Origin of the sequence: Xenorhabdus thuongxuanensis, assembly GCF_001908095.1 — a bacterium.
Taxonomy (GTDB): domain Bacteria; phylum Pseudomonadota; class Gammaproteobacteria; order Enterobacterales; family Enterobacteriaceae; genus Xenorhabdus; species Xenorhabdus thuongxuanensis.
In genome coordinates, this window is record NZ_MKGR01000014.1 from 66,820 (window position 1) to 86,611 (window position 19,792).

Sequence of the window (19,792 nt, forward strand, 5' to 3'; positions counted from 1 at the left end):
GAAAATGTAATAATGATAGGGAAAATTTTCATTTCTGAATTATTATCAAATCTTTCTAGAGGAATTTTTTCATTATCTTTTGGTTTATCTCTTTATAAGGAAACAGGAAACATTTTTGCTTTCTCGTATAGTTACTTACTTGAAGGTATAATTGGCTCTTTTCTACAATTAACATCTGGCGCACTGATAGATAAGTATAGCCCCAAAAGAGTGTTAATATTGACTTGCTTTATAGTTCCTGTTGCTATTGGAATTGTTTATATTATCAGTCTATCAACTGAATATAAAATATATTTTTTAATACTTATTACTGTAATAATAAAAATTAGTAGATATTTTTCTAAAATTTCTATGTTTTCTTTAACTCCATCATTGTGTGAAAGTAAAAATATAGATAAGATAAATTTTAATGGAAAATTAAGTGTTGCTTTTCAGGTAGGACAAATTGGTGGGATGATTATTTCAGGTATATTATTTGGTTATAATCTAGAAGAGTATATAATTCCACTTGTTATATTTATATTCTTTTTTTCAGCTGTATTTACTTATCTTTCATTAAAAGATATGAAAGAACAACAATATGATTATACTAAGAAAGATATTAATTGGCCTGAAGTTATTTGCTATATAAAAGGAAGTAAAGATATAAAAATATGTTTATTTATTGGGACCTTAGACTATATCGCTCTAGGATTATTCAATGTTCTTTTGGTTCCAATTTCAAATAATAATTTCGAAAATAGTATCTTATGGTTAACAATATTTGAGTCTTTATTTGCCATTGGTGCTATAACTGGTGGAAAATACATAGGAAAAAGAAGAGTGAAGCAATTAAAGTCAACCAATTGTACACTATTGTGCTTATATTCCTCCCTGCTTTTTTTTGTGTGTGTTTATATATCATTGTCAGCTTATTTTTTAGGGTTATTCGTTTTTTTATTTGGTTTTTCTTTAACATTATCAGTAGCAAAATGGAATGCGAATTTACAGGATTTATTTAAAGATAATATGCAAGGTAGAATATCTTCGATTAAATTCATGATAACATCTATAATGGTTTCACTATTCGTAGTTATAAACTCATTCATATTTTCGTTTGGATACACTAACTCACTTATTTTTGTTTCATTATCTATATTTATTTTCTCTATAATTATATTTTTTTCATCCCGTCATGGTGATAATAGATATTGAAAAATAATTTCAAATTCAAGGGGTAAGTTTTACGATTTACGAAAAAATGTGAAAAATTAAAAATACTTACTTGTCATAAGATGGTGAAAGAAAACTTTAAAACACCCTAAATATATTAATTTCAACAAAAATTAACCACTTAAAACTTATTTTATCGTTATTAAGAGTTAAAAAATGAAGAAAGAAAAAAATCATATTCCAATAATAGTCCTGATTTTTGTCGTGTTAATTTCCCCATTGGGAATAGATATATATATACCGTCATTGCCATCAATGGCTGACTATTATGGAATTTCAAACGATGCTATTGCAGCTAGTGTTTATGTATTTGTATTCAGTTTAGGAGTTGGTCAGATATTAGTTGGTCCAATCTCTGATATAATCGGGCGAAGAGTAATTGCTCTATTCGGTATTCTCTTGTTTTTGATTTCATCATTTTTTTTAGCAAAAACTCAATCATTTGAATGGTTGCTTACTTTTAGGCTATTACAGGGAGTTGCAGCTTGTTGTACATCTGTCGCTGTTTTTGCTGTGATAAGAGATGATTACGAGCCAGAAGAATCTGTAAAAGTATATAGTATCATGAATGCTTCTATTAGCATTGCACCATCATTTGCTCCTTTTATTGGTGGTCTATTGTCGGTAAATTTTGGTTGGCAATCAAACTTTTACTTATTATCACTCTATTCTTTATTCACTTTAACTGTTGTACACTTATTTTGGAAAAAAACAAATAAAAGATCTGTAGATATTAATGCTACAAAAGCATTAAGATTATATAATAATATCTTAAAAGAAAGATTATTTAGACATGGAACATTGATTTGTACACTTTCTATGTCTGTGTTATTGATTTATGTAACAGTGTCCCCAAGAATTATAATAGAGGAATTAAAGTTTTCTGAAATTGAGTTTTCAATAATATTTGGTTTTAATGCTTTATTTATGATGTTAATTGGTTTGTTATTATCTAAATATGTTATTCATATTGGAAGAGTAAACTTAATAATAATTGGCGGAATATTCATGTTAATAGCAGGATCATCTCTGTTATTAATTACAGAAGGCTTCTTAAAGCTAAATATAGTTACATTCATGATTCCTATGATTTTTTTATCTAGTGGCTTTTCAATATTGATTTCTGTTTCTATGAGTTTCGCATTAGAACCTTTTCCTAACAATGCAGGTTCTGCTTCTGCTGCCATAGGTTTTTTCCAAATGATTGGTGCATCTGTTATTTCAATTTTTGTTGATATATATTCATCGAACATATTATATTCTTTGTCTATTATATTACTAATACTAGGGGGGATAGGTTTAATTTTTAGTGCTTATTTACGTAAAAAAACACATTGACATTAAATTATAGGTGGAAAATAAAATGGTTAATATTGAAATCTTAAAAGAAGAAGTGAAATTGAAAGGCTACGCCAAAATAAAAGGATTATTTAATCCTTCTGAACTTGAGTTATTGAAAAAAAACATTAGGTGCTCAGAAGCATACAAAAATTATAAACTAAATACTGAGAAGCAGCCTCCAATGACCAAAGCTGTAAAAAGTAGTAATCTCCTATTTAGGAATGATGGTGAGCTTTTGAATGAGTGGCTGTCAATGTCAATTCAAAAAGAAAAATTCAAAATATTGAGTAAAATAGTAGAACATAATTTAATTAGAACTAATGATCATGTCCTTGAAATAGCACCGAATACACATAAAGGTTTGGATTGGCATGTCGGTTATTATTCATTTTCATATACACAATTAGAAGACTACGGTTGTACTTTATGGGTTCCATTAGATAATATCTCACGAAAACAGAAAGGTGGTATGAAATACATACCTAAAAATAAATTAAATGGTCAATTCATATATCAATTTGCAAACTATTTTTTTGATTCAATGAGACTTCTTGATCCCAGTGAAGAGTACAATAAGATAGCGACATCAGATAAATTTATGATAAATTCTGTTACAACATTTATTGATGATAATGTGAATGAGTCTGATATAGAAGATTTTGATTTTGATATTGGTGATGCTTTTTTATTTGACAAAAATGTTATTCATAAAACATCTGAATTTCTTACAGGTGACTTAAAATCTAGAATGGCCATTATTATCAGATTTGTTAGCAAAGATTCTTTATTTGATAAAGAAAGGTTTATAAGTATATTTAAACATTTGGAAAAATCTTCTATATCTGCTACTTCAAGCACTGCATATTTTGATGTAAATACAGAAGACAATAATGAAATAAAACCAAAAGATCCATTTTTATCTAAATTAGTTCCTGAGAAACATAAAATAAAATTAATTGATTCTCATGTGGTTAGGAAAGACTTTAAAAACAGATTATTTATTACTAAATAACATGAATATAATAAAAAACATCATCTATTCACCTAATGGAAAAATAATTTGGGACAGCTCTGAAAATACTTTTTTAGATGAAAATCATGTCAATGGAGCTACTTTAAGATACCTAAACAAATTACCTAAAGGATGTAAAGTTAATGAAATTAAGAATGTTTTTCAAAAGCTAAATATTCAATCTTTTAACTATCCAATTAAAGGGTTCCCTATTAATTTACCTAACGCTAAAGTTATAGAGGAAGAGGTAAATAAGTTAAATGATTATCACGCTAATTTGTTGAATTTATATAAGATTAACTTACCGCAAATTTATAATTCAAACGGTGAAGATATATGTTTTCTTACCAGAAAACACGAAAGACAGGATGACATTTATAGAATAAATAATACCGATAAAAAAACTTGGCGTTTAAATTATTCAGCTGACCCAGCTTTATTTACATGGTTGAGAGGACATACTTTTGAAAGTAATAAATTACCATTTAGAATTGAAAGTGAAGTCGATTGTTTCAGAAATTTTTTATCTGGTGCTGTAAATGGTTTAGACCATATGCGCCAATTTAATTTAAGAGATATTCATTCTTTCTGTAAAGAACAAGAATCTAAATCTGAATTATTTTTCCTTGCCATCACTTTTTCTGAAGGAATGAGATACTATTTCGATGAAAATTGGGTAGCTTTTATTGATATTGATTCTGATTATTTTGATAATAATCTTAATTATGGGCAGGAATTTGCTAAACAAATTAGACAATATGTTGTTCTGAATGTATTCGAAAATAAAAAGACATATTATACTGTGCGTAGTGGTTTTAATGTTGATGCTGGTTATAAGTCTGTAATGATTTATAATTTTCAGCACGACGAGCTGAATGCCGAACGATTTAGTATAAAAGCTAGTAATAAAGAGAAGATTAATGTTATTCATGCTTGCTTAGCAAGAGGAGTGACAAGGATCTTGCCTGCTATGATAGGGAAAATCATCTCTTATAGAGAAAAAAAGTTTTTACCTTTAAGCTTAAGTCCTGTTCAAGTAGCTATTATCTTTATCGGTACTACAAATACATATTGTATAAGAATAGCAACTGAGTTTTCAATGAAAGGAATTCGTGTATGTATTCTTGAACGGGGAACTATTTCGGAGCGGATAAAATGGAGTATGAATAACTGGATTCCATTTTATTGCATAGTAGGTAACGATGATCACCTTGCTTCATTAAGGATTGAATCAAAGTTTAATCAAGACAATATGTCTTTTGATGATCTATTATGTAAATTACCATCATTAGAAAAAAATTATAATTTTTCAAAGCCAAAGGAATATTATGATTTATGACTACCGAGAAAATATTACAAGAGAGAAAATTTAATAACATTAGATTTAATCAGAATGATTCTATAGATTTTGCTAAAGAGTTTGATCCGAATCCAATTCATTTAAAAGAGAATTCATATAATCCGTTCATAAAGAAAAGGTGTGTTTCTGGAATATATGTACAATCTGTGATAAATAAAATATTATTACATAGCGATATTTATGAGGGATTGGTTTGTGCTACTAATGTTTCAGTCAAATTTATTAGACCTGTGATTCCTGAATCACCTCTTCTTTTAGTATGTCACTATGAAGATTATTCTCATAGAAAGAGCAGGAAATATATTTTTAGAAAGATTAAATGTATCTTAAAAGAAGAAATTAGCAACATGATTTTGGTTGAATATAAAGTAACAAACATAATAGGGTGTTAACTATGGAAAATTTGAAAGAGCTTTTCGGTGCTGAATATTATAATAAAGGTTTTCATGGAATTGTGAGAAGTAAATATGGTGACTTATATCATTATACTTGTTACATTGGCGAGCATATCATTGATATTGATGAAGGAGATAGCGTTGTTTATATTAGTGAAGATTTAAAAATTCTTGAATGGCGCCGTGGTTCATTGAATCTCCATGTAAAACATTATGCAGTTGTTTTAAGAGGATACACTCCAGAAAACAAAACTTCTGAGTTATGTTTAAAAACAACACTTCCATATGTCAATGGCTGTTCTACTCGTCAGATTTTTCCGCCAGAACGTTTAGGTGATCCAACATTACAAATGTTAATTATTCCTCCGTATTCTAAAGAACAGGCACACCATATTCATTCCACACCACGTATAGTTTATGTTTTACAAGGAAGTGGATATAGTATTGTTGGAATGGAATATAAATATATCCGTGAAAGATTACTACCTGGACAAGTTGTTGTCATCGATCCGATGTGCCCACATCATTTTGAAACTCAGAGTGAGCGTTTAGTTGTTATTCCATTGCATATATTCAGTTCTATTGGTGCATTAGAGAATAATCATCCTATGTTTAATGGCACACACATGATTAATCAAGGTATGTAGTTAATTTTTCTTTTTAAATTGGTTATTGACTTGTCGCAGTTTAGATCTGTATTTATGAGACTAAAGCTGCATAAATTCTGGATTTACGTGATGTAAATCATCACAGGGTTAATAACCAATCCAATATTCAATTAGATAAATATTATGTCATATACTATTCTTGATTTTTCGAAACCATATTCCCAAAATTTGGGTAAACAATATGATTTATTAAAAATGGCTCCAAGAGCATCTGCTGTGGTTTTATTGATAGAATCATCCAAAGAATTAGCGATGTCCATTATTGCATGTTTTGAACTAGGACTTGTCGTTGTTCCTTTAGATCCTAGATTGAGTATTGAGCATAAAACAGCGATTATAAGTAAAGTTCGACCATCTCGAGTAATTTTAGAAAAGTATCAGATTCAGATATTTAATGACTTTCGGATCTATGATGAAAAAATATCATTTATTATTTTCTCATCTGGTTCAATGGGTGCCCCAAAAGGTATCGTTCATAAACGGAGTTCCGTAATTGGTAACGCGCTAAAAACTTCAGAACTACATGGTATCCAAAGTAGTAAACGGCTTCATGGTACCTGCATGCCTTTAATCCATTGTAATGCAATTATGATGTCTTTAATGGGAACCTATCTAGCAAAGCAGAAATTAGTGCTTTTTGAAAAACCAGATCCATTAGAGATACTAAAAGCTATTGACAAATACAACATACGGACATTCTCTATTTCTCCTGCAATTCTTTCCGAAGTTTTATCTATAAGTTATGCATCATCTTTGCAAAATTTGGAGTATTTTATTTCTGCTTCAAGCCCACTATCACAAAATCTGTGTAGTGAATTATATAAATTATATGGTCCAAAATTAAGACAGGGTTATGGCTTATCAGAGCTCGTAAACTTCAGCTTTATGATGCCCTTACTGGATGATAAAAACTTTATAGAACAATACATTAACAATCCGCCTCCAGTTGGATATATTTTGGAGAACTCTACTTTTAAATTAGTTGATAATGAAATATTAATTAAGTCAGAAGATTGCTTTTTGTATTATTTAGATGATATTGAAGAAACAAAAAAAGTATTTGACCAAGATGGTTATGTAAGAACTGGTGATTTTGGTGAACTTCGTGATGGTTATTTAGTTATTAATGGCAGAAAGAAAGAAATTATCAATCGAGGAGGTGAAACAATTTATCCTATTTATGTGGATGAATTGATTAAAAATTCTACTAATATTGCTTCAGTAGCAGCCTTTGGAGTTATTAATCAAAAAATGGATAATGTTATTGGTGCATATATTGAAATTTCAAAAGGAGTTTCTGCTGCTAGAATATATAACATTATTAATAAAATACGGCCACCTATAGATGTAGTGTCTTTTGACAATGTTTTAAAAACGCTAACTTTAAAACCCAAACGCTCACTTATGGCTGAACAGGTTGCTTCACTATCTTGTTCTCAAAGTAAATATATAGAGCTATGTAAACACGCATATATTTGCTATAAAACTATACTTACATATGCCAAACCTAGTAGCAAACAGTTATTATTTATTTTTGAGAATGCAAAACTGTTTGTAGAACAATTTGAATCTAGGTTTGATTATGTTAACGTCCAGCTTCTAAAAATATCTGAAGCAATACACTTAGCATTGAATTTGTTAAGTGTAAGTTGGCCTAAGCTATTAGCTAGTGAGATACAGTGCTCAGATGTAATCAGACAAAAAAAAGGCCTATGGGAACGTTTAATGTGTGAATATCCGATGGGAATATATGCCGATGCTATGTCGATGCAGTTGATACAATCCAATGCACTAAAAGGTCGATGTATAGAATTAGGTTGTGGAGTAGGAAACACGACTAGAAAAATAATTAGCCACCTAAATGAAGATTTTGTACGAACTGACATCAATATTGATATTGCGAAAAAATTATCATGTCCAGGAAAATTAGAAAATTACAATTTTAATTGTCCATCAAAACTAGTAAATTTTGATACTGTTTTCTCCACTAATGCTATTCACTGTGCAGTTGATAAACCCAGTACATTAAAATATATATATGATATATTAAATGATGGTGGTAAATTAATTTTATCCGAAGGAAATAAATTCTCTGAATTAGGATTTCAATGGTGTTTGAATGCATTTTTCGGACTATTAGATGGATGGTGGAATGTAGGTGGATTCCTCACACGAGATGAATGGTTAGAGTCATTAGAATCCGTAGGATTTGATGTTATACGTTATTCTAAAATTAATGCAGGACGTTTTGATTTAGGTGGGTTAATAATAGCGGAGAAAATAAAAAAATGATCATTTTAAGTTTGAATGCACCTACTAGGCATAACGAGATCCCCGATTGGGCATTTCATAGTCATGATATTATCATATTTTCACATAAAGATAATATTCATATTATCTCTAAAGATATACAGCAGAAAGCAAAGGCAGTATGGCTTTACGAGTATGAAAGTGAATTATTTAAATTTATTGAGAACTCAGGATTTGATTTTAATGAAATTAGGGTGTTTTGTGCGACTGAAAGTTTTATGGATCTTGCTGCTATTGTTCGTGACAAATACTCTATATTTGGTATTAAAAGCGAGTTATCAACTCTATTTCGTAATAAATTGAAAATGAAGTCTAAACTTACTAATGTGGTCAGAGTACCGACTTTTGGGAAATATAAACATCAAACTTTTGAAATGATTTCAAGTGAAGTTGGTCTTCCTTTTGTATTAAAACCTGTAGATTCTGCCGGTTCAGAAGGTGTATATATAATAAATACAAATATTGATTTCATCAATTCAGTAAATTGTATATCTGAATCTTTACATGAATATGAATATGAAGAATTTATAGATGGTACCCTTTATCATGTAGATATGGTTATACAGAATGGATTAATAATTTTTGGTGTCTCTTGTGAATACAATGCACCAAATTCACATTTTTTAACTGGTGTTCCCTGTCTTTCAATAATCTTACCTCACCAAGATAAATTACATAATGAACTGTATTATTTTTCAAAAAAAGTTATTGGAGCTTTAGGATTAGACAATGGTGTTACCCATATGGAGATTTTTAGGGACAATAATACTCATGAACTGATTTTTTTAGAAGTGGGTGCTAGGCCAGCGGGTGGAGTAAATGTTAATTTATTCAAACGAAAATTCGGAATTGATCTTGTCGAAGAAAGTTTGAAAATAGAGTTGGGATTAAAAGTATCTGATATTAAACCTATCAACGAACTCTATTTTATAGCAGGAACATTTCCTACACTGCATGGAAAATTAATAAATATTAAGAACCCAAGTATTGAGTCTGAGTTTGAGCTTAATTGTTTTTATACAATTGGAGATAAAATGGATACACCAACTAGCCTTCGTAGTAGAGGCGCAGATATTATTGTTTATAATAATTGTTATAATGCCCTGAAAAAAGATTTTTCTAGGCTATGTAATTTTCATCCATTTATTGTTGAACAGTGTCACAATAAACTATGAATGTGATGTGGAGTATCAGATATATTAACTAAATTTTTTCATGATAGTAAAGCACCAAAATGTAGTTGAATCTTGACTTCTCGCAACGCGAGAAGTCAAGGAATGTCCTACAAATTCGAAATTTTATTTAGGCGGAAGTTTATGTCGTCATAGATCCAGTATTTATGCGTCATGCAGTCGCATAAATTTCAGTACAAGGGCAAGAGAATGAATGTTTTGTGAATACATGGATCGAAAAAGGAGCATTACTCGATTAAATTTGAAACAAATTAACGTATCCAGCTATTCGATTGACTTAAATATTACTCAATTTTTTAATTTAATCACTCATGCTTTCGCACTAGCAAAAAGTGCATTTTTATGAAATTAATTTCAACTTTATGGGAGTGGGATATTTTACCCCAGTAATTATGTTTACAATAAACCATTTTTTACACATTACCATATTATCAGGCATCATATTGATGATGCCTGGCCCAACTAATACATTACTATTATCTTCTGGGGCTGCTGTAGGTTTTTTTAAAACACAGAAATTAGTGATGGCTGAATTATTTGCTTACCTTCTTTCCATAAGTATATGGGGGTTTTTTCTACAGAAATTTACATATAATACAGTTGGAATAACTAATTTTTTGAAATTGATAGCTGCATGCTATATTTTTTGGGTGTCGTTTAAGATATGGAAATTTAAAGAAAAACAGAATGAAGAGGTTTTGGTAAAATCAAAGAATATCTTCATTATTACTGTGCTTAATCCAAAATCTTTTGTCTTTGCTTCATATGTCATGCCTCATGAAACATTTACCCATATAACTATGTATTTTCCATCTATTTTTTCGTTTATAGCTATTCTTTTACCTGCATCATTTACTTGGTGTTTACTAGGTAATTCTTTCTGTAGAGACAATAAGAATAACTCCAAACATAGATTATCTGAAAATCTCGTGTTCCGTATAGCATCTTTAATTCTATTAATTTTTTCATCTCTCATGATATATAATGCAATACATCAATTAATATTATTTTTTTGGTGAGAAATTCCGATAATAAAATATTATCAATCAATAAAATACATGAATAATAAATGAGACTATTACACTTTACATAATAAGTGTGATTTCTTTGAGGATTATTCTTCCAACGATAATTAGTTAATCGATATAGTATTCTATTTTTAATATTTTTTAATGAGTGAAAATTATAATGGAGTGATAATATATGAAGAGAATAATAACCAAAAAAATAAAACATAGTACCATGAAAGTAACCTTCTATTTGGTAGGTTTTATATTAGGCAATGTTAATTCCTCTTATGCTGCCGTTATACCCTCTGGCACTCAGTTAGCTGAAAAACAAGAGATAGTACGTAATAATGGCCCTGAACCTGTATCTTTAGATGTCCATAAAGTTGAAAGTAATGAGTTAAATATTATACATGACTTTTTTGATGGTTTAGTCTATACAGATCGAAAAGGTAATATTGAACCAAGACTTGCTGAAAGTTGGGAAACGCAAGATAGCCAGACTTGGCTGTTTCATCTGAGAAAAAATGCCAAATGGTCTGATGGCTCAATAATTACAGCACATGATGTAGTCTTTAGTTGGCAACGTCTTATTGATCCTACAGTAGGCTCACCTTATAGTAGCTATTTAGGAACAGCTCATGTTATTAATGCTGATGCTATTTTAAAAGGCAGAAAAAAACCAGAAGAATTAGGTGTTAGGGCACTAGATGATTTTACTTTAGAAATTAAACTAGAAAAACCAGTTGTTTATTTGTTAAAAATGTTAACACACCCTATTTTGGTTCCAGTTAATGAAAAAGTCATCAAAAAATATGGCGATGAGTGGATACGACCTGAACACTTTGTTAGTAGTGGAGCATTTAAGTTATCTGAATGGAAAGTCAATGAAAAAGTAATCGGTATCAGAAATCACTACTATTGGGATGATAAAAATACCGTTATCAATAAAGTAACCTACCTTGCAATCAATTCGGAAAAAGCCGATTTAAACCGTTATCTTGCTGGTGAGATTGATATCACTCACACTATTCATGCCGATTCTTTTATGACATTGAAAAAAAAATTAAGCGATCAAATTAATATTAATCCAATGCTAAGTAGCTATTTTTATGTATTTAACACTAAAAAAGCGCCATTTAATGATGCCAGAGTCAGACAAGCTTTAAATTTAGCTATCGATAGAGAAATAATTTCGTATAAAGTATTAGGTATGGGACAACTTCCAGCTTACAATATTCTCCCACCTAATATAGGTAATATTAGGTTAGAATTACCTCGATATGCTTCTTGGACACAAGAGCAACGAATTCAAGAAGCGAAAAAATTATTAAGCGAAGCAGGATTTAACGAAAAAAATCCACTCAAATTTGATCTACTGTATAATACAAAAGAATTACACAAAAAATTAGCAATTGCTATCAGTTCTATGTGGAAAAAGAATATAAATGTTGAAGCTACTTTGCAAAATCAGGAATGGAAAGTGATGTTAGATAATATGCATCAAGGTAAATTTGATGTAGTCAGATATGCATGGACAGCGGAATATAATAATCCTATGTCTTTCTTTGGTATATTCCTAGCAGGAAATAGTCAAAATATATCACAATACGAAAACAATAAATTTTTTCAAACAGTAATTAAAGCAGGAGAAACTAACGATATAGATTATTATCAACAGGCAATGAATATATTAAATGAGGACACTCCAATTATCCCAATTTATTATTACGTTAGCAATAGATTGGTTAAACCTCATGTCGGTGGTTTTTACGTAACACCAATGGATTATGTTTCCACAAAAGATCTCTATATTATAAAACATTAGGAGATATTGCTGGATTAACACAATCTGTATAATATTTAGCAGGAGTCATAGACAGGATCTTAAGAATTAAGTCTTTCAAAACACGCATCCAATGTTTTGTTTTTACATGATTTTCTTTGTGGTGTTTTGAAAGCGTTCCGACGTAAATATTCTTGTGCTTTTTCCAGCCAAAAATACGTTTCCGACCATGCTTTTTGGAGCAGATTTTCTATGATTGGCCTGAGCCAGATATCTGTATTTTGAGCGGCTTTGAACAATGAGACGGCCGAAAATAACCGGCTTGCCAACGAACGCCTGAGCAGTAGTGCCAGTAAACTGAGCTAGATCAAGCCGGTGGCTATCGTTTCTTTCCTTGTGGTAAATCCGTGCCAATTTGTATGCGATTTTAGCTCTTTGAACAACAGCTCTATTTGCCAGCGGCAACGATAAATATCCATGATATCACTGGCTGTAAACTCGCCCATAGACAAATTCGTCAGCCAAAGGCAGAAGCGTTTTCCTTCGGCAAACCAGCGGCGAATTAGGCGAAATTCATAACCATTACGCTGACAAATCAGATCCAGCACTTCTGAGCGGTTGGTTCTGCGTGTGATGGATTTCAATGGCTTACCAGACAGTTTGGACAATAACTTTCCCTGTCCATTGCGGGCGGTCATTATCTGAGGATTGAGCAATTTGCTTCCCCGGACAATAAATGAACCACCGGAATAGGATACTCACTCAAAATACTCAAAATCGACATAGCCGGCATCCGCCAGTAATAAGTGCGCATGCAGCGTCTCGGGGGCAAGCAGGTAAGCCCGTTCTGACTCCGTATGGTCACCATAGAGGCAATCGTTCGGGTAAATGATGAATACAAAACGTCAACACACCCTAGTCAATACAGAGCTGATGAAGGGTTACTTAACATCAACGTTTGTAGTCAGAAAAGAGAGTCTTCTATATACTGTCAAAATTCGGCCTTGCACTCAAAATGCATCGGTGTGCCATAAGCCGGATGCGTAATAAAGAGTTCTTGAGCATGTAATTGCAGGCGAGGCGCCATTTCCCTTGCCTGCGTGTGGGCATAGAACCTGTCTCCCAGAATGGGATTACCCAGTGCCAGCATATGTACCCGAAGCTGATGAGAGCGTCCTGTGATGGGCGCCAGCCTGACACGTGTTGCCTGAGCTTCATATTCCAGAACCTGATACTCAGTTTGGGCTGACTTGCCCGTTTCAAAACAGACTTTTTGTTTCGGGCGATTCGGCCAATCGCAGATTAAGGGCAGATCCACCAATCCTTTTTCCTGTTCCAACTTTCCCCATACCCGTGCGATATAGATTTTTTTCGGCTCACGCTCACGAAATTGGCGTTTCAATTCACGCTCGGCAGCTTTAGTCAGTGCCACAACCATAATACCGCTGGTGGCCATATCCAATCGATGAACTGATTCGGCTGTAGGAAATTCAGCTTGTATCCGTGTCATGATACTGTCCTTGTGCTCTTCTGCTTTACCTGGCACAGAAAGCAATCCACTGGGTTTGTTGACAACCATAATGTACTCGTCCTGATACAGCACATATAACCAAGGATCTGTCGGGGGATTATAAGACTCCAGCATAGTGGCTCCAATGAGTCGGAAAAATTGGATCCTCAGGGGCATCTAGCGGAAAGCGCCCCTGAGTTTACCGAATGACAGGTTATTGCTGTCTATTTATTGATTGTCTGTTTATTGGTGAGAAATAACCACCAAACGAATCGCATCCAGACGCCAGTTAGCCTGGTCAAGATTGAGCAGCAGATGTTTATGTTCGGAGCCAATCGCCTCCAGTTCATCATCACGGATATTCGGGTTAACCGCTTTCAGGGCTTCCAGACGTGACAATTCAGTCGACAGCGCTTCATCAGCTTCTTTTTTCGCTTGCTCAATCAACGCACGCGCTTGCTCTTCAATCAAAGGCTCAGATTGTTGCAAGATAGCATGAACCTCTTTCTGTACCGCATTAACCAGCTTACTGGCGTTATGACGGTTAATCGCATTGAGCTGACGGTTGAAACTTTCAAACTCAACCTGAGGAGCCAGATTGGTGCCTTTCAGATCCAACAAAAGACGCACTGGTGTTGGTGGCAAGAAACGGGTCAATTGCAGGTGCTTCGGTGCCTGAGCTTCAACAACGTAAATCAACTCAACCAACAGTGTCCCGACTGGCAGCGCCTTGTTTTTCAGGATGGAAACGGCACAGCTTCCCGTATCTCCCGACAGGATTAAATCCAGGCCATTACGAATGATAGGATGTTCCCAGCTCAGGAACTGAGTATCTTCGCGGGAGAGGGCTTTTTCACGGTCAAACGTAATCGAGCAACCATCTTGGGGTAATCCGGGAAAATCAGGCACCAGCATATGCTCGGATGGATGCAGAGCAATAATATTGTCGCAACGATCTTCCTGATTGATACCAATGATATCAAACAGATTCAGGGCAAAATTCACCAGATCCGTGTCGTTATCTTGCGCAGCAATCTTTTCTGCCAGCTTCTGGCCTTGCTCACCACCGTTGGAGTTCATCTCCAGCAAACGGTCACGCCCTTGTTCCAATTGCTGTTTAAGCTTTTCATGGTGCCCGCGACATTCGGCAATAAATTCACTGAAGCCAGTTTGCTCATTGGGTTTGGCAAGGAAATTGAGCAGGGTTTCATAATACTTGTCATAGATAGAGCGACCTGTTGGACAAGTATGCTCAAAAGCATCCAGCCCTTCGTGATACCAGCGCAGGAGAATGGATTGCGCAGTGTTTTCCAGATAAGGCACACTGATTTTAATATTACGGTTTTGACCGATACGATCCAGACGACCGATACGTTGTTCCAGCAAATCAGGGTTGAAGGGCAAATCAAACATGACAAGCTGGTTGGCAAACTGGAAGTTACGCCCTTCTGAGCCAATTTCAGAACAGAGCAGCACTTGCGCGCCTTCTTCCTCAGAAGCGAAATAAGCGGCGGCACGGTCACGCTCCAGCAAGGACAAACCTTCGTGGAACACAGCACTGCGGATGCCTTCGCGTTCACGCAGAATCTGCTCCAGTTGCAGTGCAGTTTCTGCCTTGGCACAGATCACCAGCACTTTCTCATCGCGGTTTGCCATCAAGAATCCCATCAGCCATTCTACGCGAGGATCGAAATTCCACCATGTGGCATTTTCCCCTTCGAATTCCTGATAGATCCGCTCAGGATAGAGCATATCTTTGGCGCGAGACTCCACTGTCTTTTTGGCTCCCATGATTTCAGAAACCTTGATTGCCGTCTGATATTGGGCTGGCAGTGGTAACTTGATCTCGTGCAGTTCACGATGCGGGAAGCCTTTCACACCACCACGGGTGTTACGGAAAAGTAGTCGGCTGGTGCCGTGGCGATCCATCAACATGGTGATCAGCTCGCTACGGGCATCTTTGCTTTCCTCATCCTTATCGCTGTTTGCGGCTTTCAGCAGAGGTTCAATATCTTGTTCACTGATCAGTTCAACAATGGCATTTTGCTGGTCATTGTTCAGGGTTTCACCGGACAACAGCAACGTCACGGCATCCGCGACAGGGCGATATTTCTGTTGTTCATCAATAAAAGCCTGATAATCGTGGAAACGATTTGGATCCAACAGGCGTAGACGGGCAAAGTGGCTTTCTTGTCCCAACTGCTCTGGTGTCGCCGTTAACAACAAAACAGACGGGATTTGTTCTGCCAATTGTTCAATAACTTGATATTCGCGGCTTGGGGATTTTTCGCTCCATGCCAGATGGTGAGCTTCATCCACCACCATCAAATCCCAGCTAGCCTCCAGCAGAAGTTCAAAACGTTGCTTATTGCGGCGAACAAAATCTAAGGAACAGATAATCAACTGTTCGGTTTCGAACGGATTATCGCTGTCATGCAGTGCTTCGCTATATCGGCCATCATCAAACAGCGAAAAACGCAGGTTGAAACGGCGCAGCATTTCTACCAGCCATTGGTGTTGCAGGCTATCTGGCACAATGATTAACACACGTTCAGCTCGTCCAGCCATCAATTGTTGATGGATAATCATACCGGCTTCAATGGTTTTACCCAGCCCGACTTCATCCGCCAGTAATACACGTGGTGCGTGACGTTTGCCCACTTCATTGGCAATGTGTAATTGGTGAGGGATCAAACTGGCACGAATACCACGCAGCCCACTCTCTGCCAGACGGAACTGCTCGCTTTGGTGTTTACGGGCACGAAAACGCAAAGCAAAGCGATCCATGCGGTCAATTTGACCTGCAAACAGGCGATCTTGTGGCTTGTTAAACGTCAGCTTGCTATCCAGAAAAACTTCCCGTAAGCAGGTATTTTCTTCTTCTGTATCCAGACGCGTACCGATATAGATCAGCAGGTCATTATCTTGTTGGACATCATCAATCTTGAGTTTCCAGCCTTCGTGACTGGTCACGGTATCGCCCACATTAAACATAACGCGGGTGATGGGGGAGTCATTGCGTGCGTAAAGGCGGTTTTCTCCGCTGGCAGGGAAGAGCAACGTTACCATGCGCGCATCAAGCGCCACGACTGTTCCTAATCCAAGTTCGCTTTCTGTATCGCTTATCCAGCGTTGACCAAGAGTAAATGGCATAAATTTTGGCTCAGTTTTCTGTTAGACAATATTATTTTATGGTTGCAGGATGGCTGCTTTTGTTGGATATCAATCGTTATTGGTTATCGATAGGGATAGTTTTCAATTGCACTTTACAACACCCATTTTTTTGGTAAAGGGAGCACAAAAGTACAGTTGCCCATTAGAGGTGCGATATGTTAATTGAAGCCGAGCAAGCCGTCACCTGCAAAAATATCCATTATTCGAAAGAGATACTCATTTGCCCTGTCAACAGAGGCATAAAGTCATCTTGAATAAATGGCAAGATGGCGTCAGCAATCGGCTTCAACTGTTTATTGATGTAGTGTTCATAGTCGGGGGCAGAGGTTTGGTTCTCTAATGGCTCAGGACCGGCTTGGGTGATGACATAGTTGATCCAGCCACCATTTTGGTACTGTAGTGGACGATTGTGCATTTGATTATATTCATCTGCCAAACGTGCTGCCCGCACGTGGGGAGGGACATTGCGCTGGTAATCAGACAATTTACGGCGTAACCGCTTACGATAAACCAGACGGTCATCAAATTCACCCGCTAGCGTTTTAGCAATATATTCACGAATATAATGTTGATGCGGTTGTTGATGAAAAATCAGGGTATACAGCTCCTTCTGGAATATTTGTGCCAGCGGCGTCCAGTCAGTTCTTACCGTTTCCAGTCCTTTGAAAGTTACCTTATCACCGCTTAATCCGGCATAACGTTTTTTACTGCCTTGCTCCATCCCGCGTACCGTTGGCATCAGGAAACGCCGATAATGTGTCTCAAATTCCAGCTCCAGCGTACTTTCAAGATTTAATTCAGTTTTAAGATGGTTTCGCCACCATTGGTTGACAAATTGTGTCAAAGAGAGCCCGATTTGACAGGCTTCTTCCTCTGAATGCGGGCGTTTTAGCCAGACAAACGTTGAATCCGTATCGCCATAAATGACCTGATAGCCCTGTGATTCGATGAGCTTACGGGTTTGGTGCATGATTTGGTGGCCGCGCATCGTAATTGATGAAGTCAGGCGAGGATCAAAAAAATGACAACCAGAGGCACCGAGCACACCATAAAAGGCATTCATAATAATTTTCAGAGCCTGAGAAAGGGGGGCATTCTGTTGTTTTTTGGCCTTGTCGCGTTCATGCCAGATTTGTGTGACGATATCCGGCAGGCAATGTTGTGTACGGGAAAAAAATGCCTGACGAAAGCCGGGGACGGCGTGTTCACTGTCAGTATTGGCAAGGCCTTCAACCATGCCGACCGGATCAATCAAAAACGTGCGAATGATCGATGGATAGAGGCTCTTGTAATCCAGTACCAACACTGAATCGTATAACCCTGGAAATGAATCCATCACAAAACCGCCTGGGCTGTTATCATCGAAATACGTTGGCTGGACGGGCGCAACATAGCCAATACGGTGCATTTTGGGCAAATAAAGGTGCGTGAATGCCGACACAGATCCACCGCTGCGATCCACCGCCAACCCTGTTACCGTGGCGCGTTCCAATAAGAAGGCCATCAAATCTGCCTTCTCAAAGATACGATTAACCAGAATACAATCCTGCAAATTATAGTGGGCGAGGGCAGGCTTATCTTGCTGGAAGCGGCGATTGATCTCATCCATGCGATCATAAGGATTATCGACGGCTTTTCCTTCCCCCAGAAGTTGTTGTGCCACATATTCAAGGCTGAAAGAAGGAAAATTCCAGGTTGCGGTTTTCAGTGCATCAATGCCGTCAATAATCAAACGGCCTTCTGTTGAGGCAAAAAAATGCCCTGGATTGAAACCATGTTCTCGCCATTCAAGCAAAGCCTGGTTGCGACCAAATTTTAACGGCACGTTATAGCGTTCAGCATGTTGCTGTAACACCCTCAAATCAAACTGAATCAAATTCCAGCCAATAATGGCATCAGGATCATAATGAGCCAGCCATTCATTGAGTTTTTCCAGCATTATCGAACGACTGGCAACATACTCTAATTTGAAATCGAGATCCTGTTGATCATCTTGTGCTGGTCCTAACATAAATACGGTTTTCTCGCCGCATCCAGCCAAGCCAATGGAATACAGCTCACCATGCTGGCTGGTTTCAATATCCAGTGACACCCATTGCAAATTTGGCCGATAGGTGGGATTAGGTTTCATTTGATAACTGCCGTCGGGTTTCTGGCTAAACCAAACAGGAGCAGTGATAAAGCGTTCCATCATAAACCTGTCGGGTGGGCGGATATCAGCTTCATAGAGGGGAATATTTTGTTCTTTGAAAATTTTCTCCAGGTGTTGCAATTGGTGATAATGCGGGCAATACAACGCAGCAACAGGCTGGCGATTGAAATCTTTTAATGGCAATGCCTTTAATTCGCAGTGCCGCTCCTGTGTGAGTAAAGGTTTTATTTTAGGCAGATCATGTTGAGGGGCAAAGGCAACTGCTTTTTGACGAGGAATAGTAATGCGGCGTGCACCCGCTTCTGTTGCCAGCCAATACACCAACTCAATACCTGATGGGGTATCTTTCCAATGACGAGTCAGGATAAGACCTTGTTCAACGTGATTTATCTGCATAATCTCTCTCTTATGAGAAACCAACTCTATTTAGTTTTATAGGGATAATTTCAATCATAGCATTAAACATGGTTATTTATACAGTATTTTAATTAGATCGTTTTTGATAGTTATGGTTCATTATTTTATTATGGCTTTAGCCAGTTTAAGATGCGTTAGCTTCTTAAACATAAAACCACCCGCTATGCGGGTGGAGTTCAAGGGTTATACCAAGAAAAACACCTTTCCGTTACGATATAGATGTTCAAGCTAATATACGTAACTTAAATAAGGAAA

At 35.9% G+C, this 19,792-nt stretch carries 14 protein-coding genes; 10 read left to right on the forward strand and 4 right to left on the reverse strand.

The features are described 5' to 3' along the window. Positions 1–12: 12 nt before the first annotated feature. The 10 genes from Xentx_RS10895 to Xentx_RS10940 all read left to right on the forward strand — a co-directional run bounded on the left by Xentx_RS10895 (position 13) and on the right by Xentx_RS10940 (position 12,326). Positions 13–1,194: an MFS transporter gene (locus Xentx_RS10895; protein ID WP_074020264.1), complete on the forward strand. Its 1,182-nt coding sequence runs from the start codon at positions 13–15 to the stop codon at positions 1,192–1,194. A gap of 174 nt (positions 1,195–1,368) precedes the next feature. Continuing rightward, positions 1,369–2,550 carry a multidrug effflux MFS transporter gene (locus Xentx_RS10900; protein ID WP_074020265.1) on the forward strand — a complete coding sequence of 394 codons (1,182 nt, stop codon included), beginning with the start codon at positions 1,369–1,371 and terminating at the stop codon, positions 2,548–2,550. 25 nt (positions 2,551–2,575) lie between these two features. Further along, positions 2,576–3,565, forward strand: a complete 990-nt coding sequence (locus tag Xentx_RS10905) for a phytanoyl-CoA dioxygenase family protein (RefSeq protein ID WP_074020266.1) — start codon at positions 2,576–2,578, stop codon at positions 3,563–3,565. Then, complete coding sequence (locus tag Xentx_RS10910; RefSeq protein ID WP_074020267.1) at positions 3,519–4,904, forward strand: His/Gly/Thr/Pro-type tRNA ligase C-terminal domain-containing protein; 1,386 nt, start codon at positions 3,519–3,521, stop codon at positions 4,902–4,904. The genes Xentx_RS10905 and Xentx_RS10910 overlap by 47 nt, the downstream gene beginning before the upstream one ends. Continuing rightward, a complete protein-coding gene (locus Xentx_RS10915) occupies positions 4,901–5,317 on the forward strand; it encodes a MaoC/PaaZ C-terminal domain-containing protein (RefSeq protein ID WP_074020268.1) in 417 nt (138 codons plus the stop codon). Before Xentx_RS10910 ends, Xentx_RS10915 begins: the two co-directional genes overlap by 4 nt. 2 nt (positions 5,318–5,319) lie before the next feature. Next, complete coding sequence (locus Xentx_RS10920; protein ID WP_074020269.1) at positions 5,320–5,967, forward strand: cupin domain-containing protein; 648 nt, start codon at positions 5,320–5,322, stop codon at positions 5,965–5,967. 144 nt (positions 5,968–6,111) lie between these two features. Then, positions 6,112–8,280 (forward strand): AMP-binding protein, encoded by a 2,169-nt coding sequence (locus Xentx_RS10925; protein WP_074020270.1) that lies wholly within the window; start codon positions 6,112–6,114, stop codon positions 8,278–8,280. Beyond that, the gene (locus Xentx_RS10930) at positions 8,277–9,473 is read left to right on the forward strand and encodes an ATP-grasp domain-containing protein (protein ID WP_074020271.1); all 1,197 of its coding nucleotides are present in this window, start codon (positions 8,277–8,279) and stop codon (positions 9,471–9,473) included. The genes Xentx_RS10925 and Xentx_RS10930 overlap by 4 nt, the downstream gene beginning before the upstream one ends. A gap of 467 nt (positions 9,474–9,940) precedes the next feature. Then, the gene (locus Xentx_RS20110) at positions 9,941–10,510 is read left to right on the forward strand and encodes a LysE family translocator (protein WP_415843388.1); all 570 of its coding nucleotides are present in this window, start codon (positions 9,941–9,943) and stop codon (positions 10,508–10,510) included. 184 nt (positions 10,511–10,694) lie between these two features. Further along, positions 10,695–12,326, forward strand: coding sequence for an ABC transporter substrate-binding protein (locus Xentx_RS10940; protein WP_074020273.1), 1,632 nt, complete (start codon positions 10,695–10,697; stop codon positions 12,324–12,326). 320 nt (positions 12,327–12,646) lie between these two features. Here the strand turns inward: Xentx_RS10940 and Xentx_RS19950 are convergent, their stop codons facing one another. The 4 genes from Xentx_RS19950 to Xentx_RS10960 form a co-directional block, all read right to left on the reverse strand. Next, positions 12,647–13,018: a transposase gene (locus Xentx_RS19950; protein ID WP_339373685.1), complete on the reverse strand. Its 372-nt coding sequence runs from the start codon at positions 13,016–13,018 to the stop codon at positions 12,647–12,649. A gap of 257 nt (positions 13,019–13,275) precedes the next feature. Further along, complete coding sequence (rluA, locus tag Xentx_RS10950) at positions 13,276–13,929, reverse strand: bifunctional tRNA pseudouridine(32) synthase/23S rRNA pseudouridine(746) synthase RluA (protein ID WP_074020274.1); 654 nt, start codon at positions 13,927–13,929, stop codon at positions 13,276–13,278. A 108-nt stretch (positions 13,930–14,037) separates the two neighbouring features. Further along, positions 14,038–16,947 carry an RNA polymerase-associated protein RapA gene (rapA, locus tag Xentx_RS10955; RefSeq protein ID WP_074020275.1) on the reverse strand — a complete coding sequence of 970 codons (2,910 nt, stop codon included), beginning with the start codon at positions 16,945–16,947 and terminating at the stop codon, positions 14,038–14,040. Between the two features lie 220 nt (positions 16,948–17,167). Further along, complete coding sequence (locus Xentx_RS10960) at positions 17,168–19,516, reverse strand: DNA polymerase II (protein WP_074020276.1); 2,349 nt, start codon at positions 19,514–19,516, stop codon at positions 17,168–17,170. Between the last annotated feature and the right edge of the window lie 276 nt (positions 19,517–19,792).

Bases quoted from the DNA above. Each gene is read 5' to 3' on its own strand.
- Xentx_RS10895 (WP_074020264.1), top strand. From the start codon at position 13: ATGATAGGGAAAATTTTCATTTCTGAATTATTATCAAATCTTTCTAGA.
- Xentx_RS10900 (WP_074020265.1), top strand. From the start codon at position 1,369: ATGAAGAAAGAAAAAAATCATATTCCAATAATAGTCCTGATTTTTGTC.
- Xentx_RS10905 (WP_074020266.1), top strand. From the start codon at position 2,576: ATGGTTAATATTGAAATCTTAAAAGAAGAAGTGAAATTGAAAGGCTAC.
- Xentx_RS10910 (WP_074020267.1), top strand. From the start codon at position 3,519: ATGTGGTTAGGAAAGACTTTAAAAACAGATTATTTATTACTAAATAAC.
- Xentx_RS10915 (WP_074020268.1), top strand. From the start codon at position 4,901: ATGACTACCGAGAAAATATTACAAGAGAGAAAATTTAATAACATTAGA.
- Xentx_RS10920 (WP_074020269.1), top strand. From the start codon at position 5,320: ATGGAAAATTTGAAAGAGCTTTTCGGTGCTGAATATTATAATAAAGGT.
- Xentx_RS10925 (WP_074020270.1), top strand. From the start codon at position 6,112: ATGTCATATACTATTCTTGATTTTTCGAAACCATATTCCCAAAATTTG.
- Xentx_RS10930 (WP_074020271.1), top strand. From the start codon at position 8,277: ATGATCATTTTAAGTTTGAATGCACCTACTAGGCATAACGAGATCCCC.
- Xentx_RS20110 (WP_415843388.1), top strand. From the start codon at position 9,941: ATGCCTGGCCCAACTAATACATTACTATTATCTTCTGGGGCTGCTGTA.
- Xentx_RS10940 (WP_074020273.1), top strand. From the start codon at position 10,695: ATGAAGAGAATAATAACCAAAAAAATAAAACATAGTACCATGAAAGTA.
- rluA (WP_074020274.1), bottom strand. From the start codon at position 13,929: ATGCTGGAGTCTTATAATCCCCCGACAGATCCTTGGTTATATGTGCTG.
- rapA (WP_074020275.1), bottom strand. From the start codon at position 16,947: ATGCCATTTACTCTTGGTCAACGCTGGATAAGCGATACAGAAAGCGAA.
- Xentx_RS10960 (WP_074020276.1), bottom strand. From the start codon at position 19,516: ATGCAGATAAATCACGTTGAACAAGGTCTTATCCTGACTCGTCATTGG.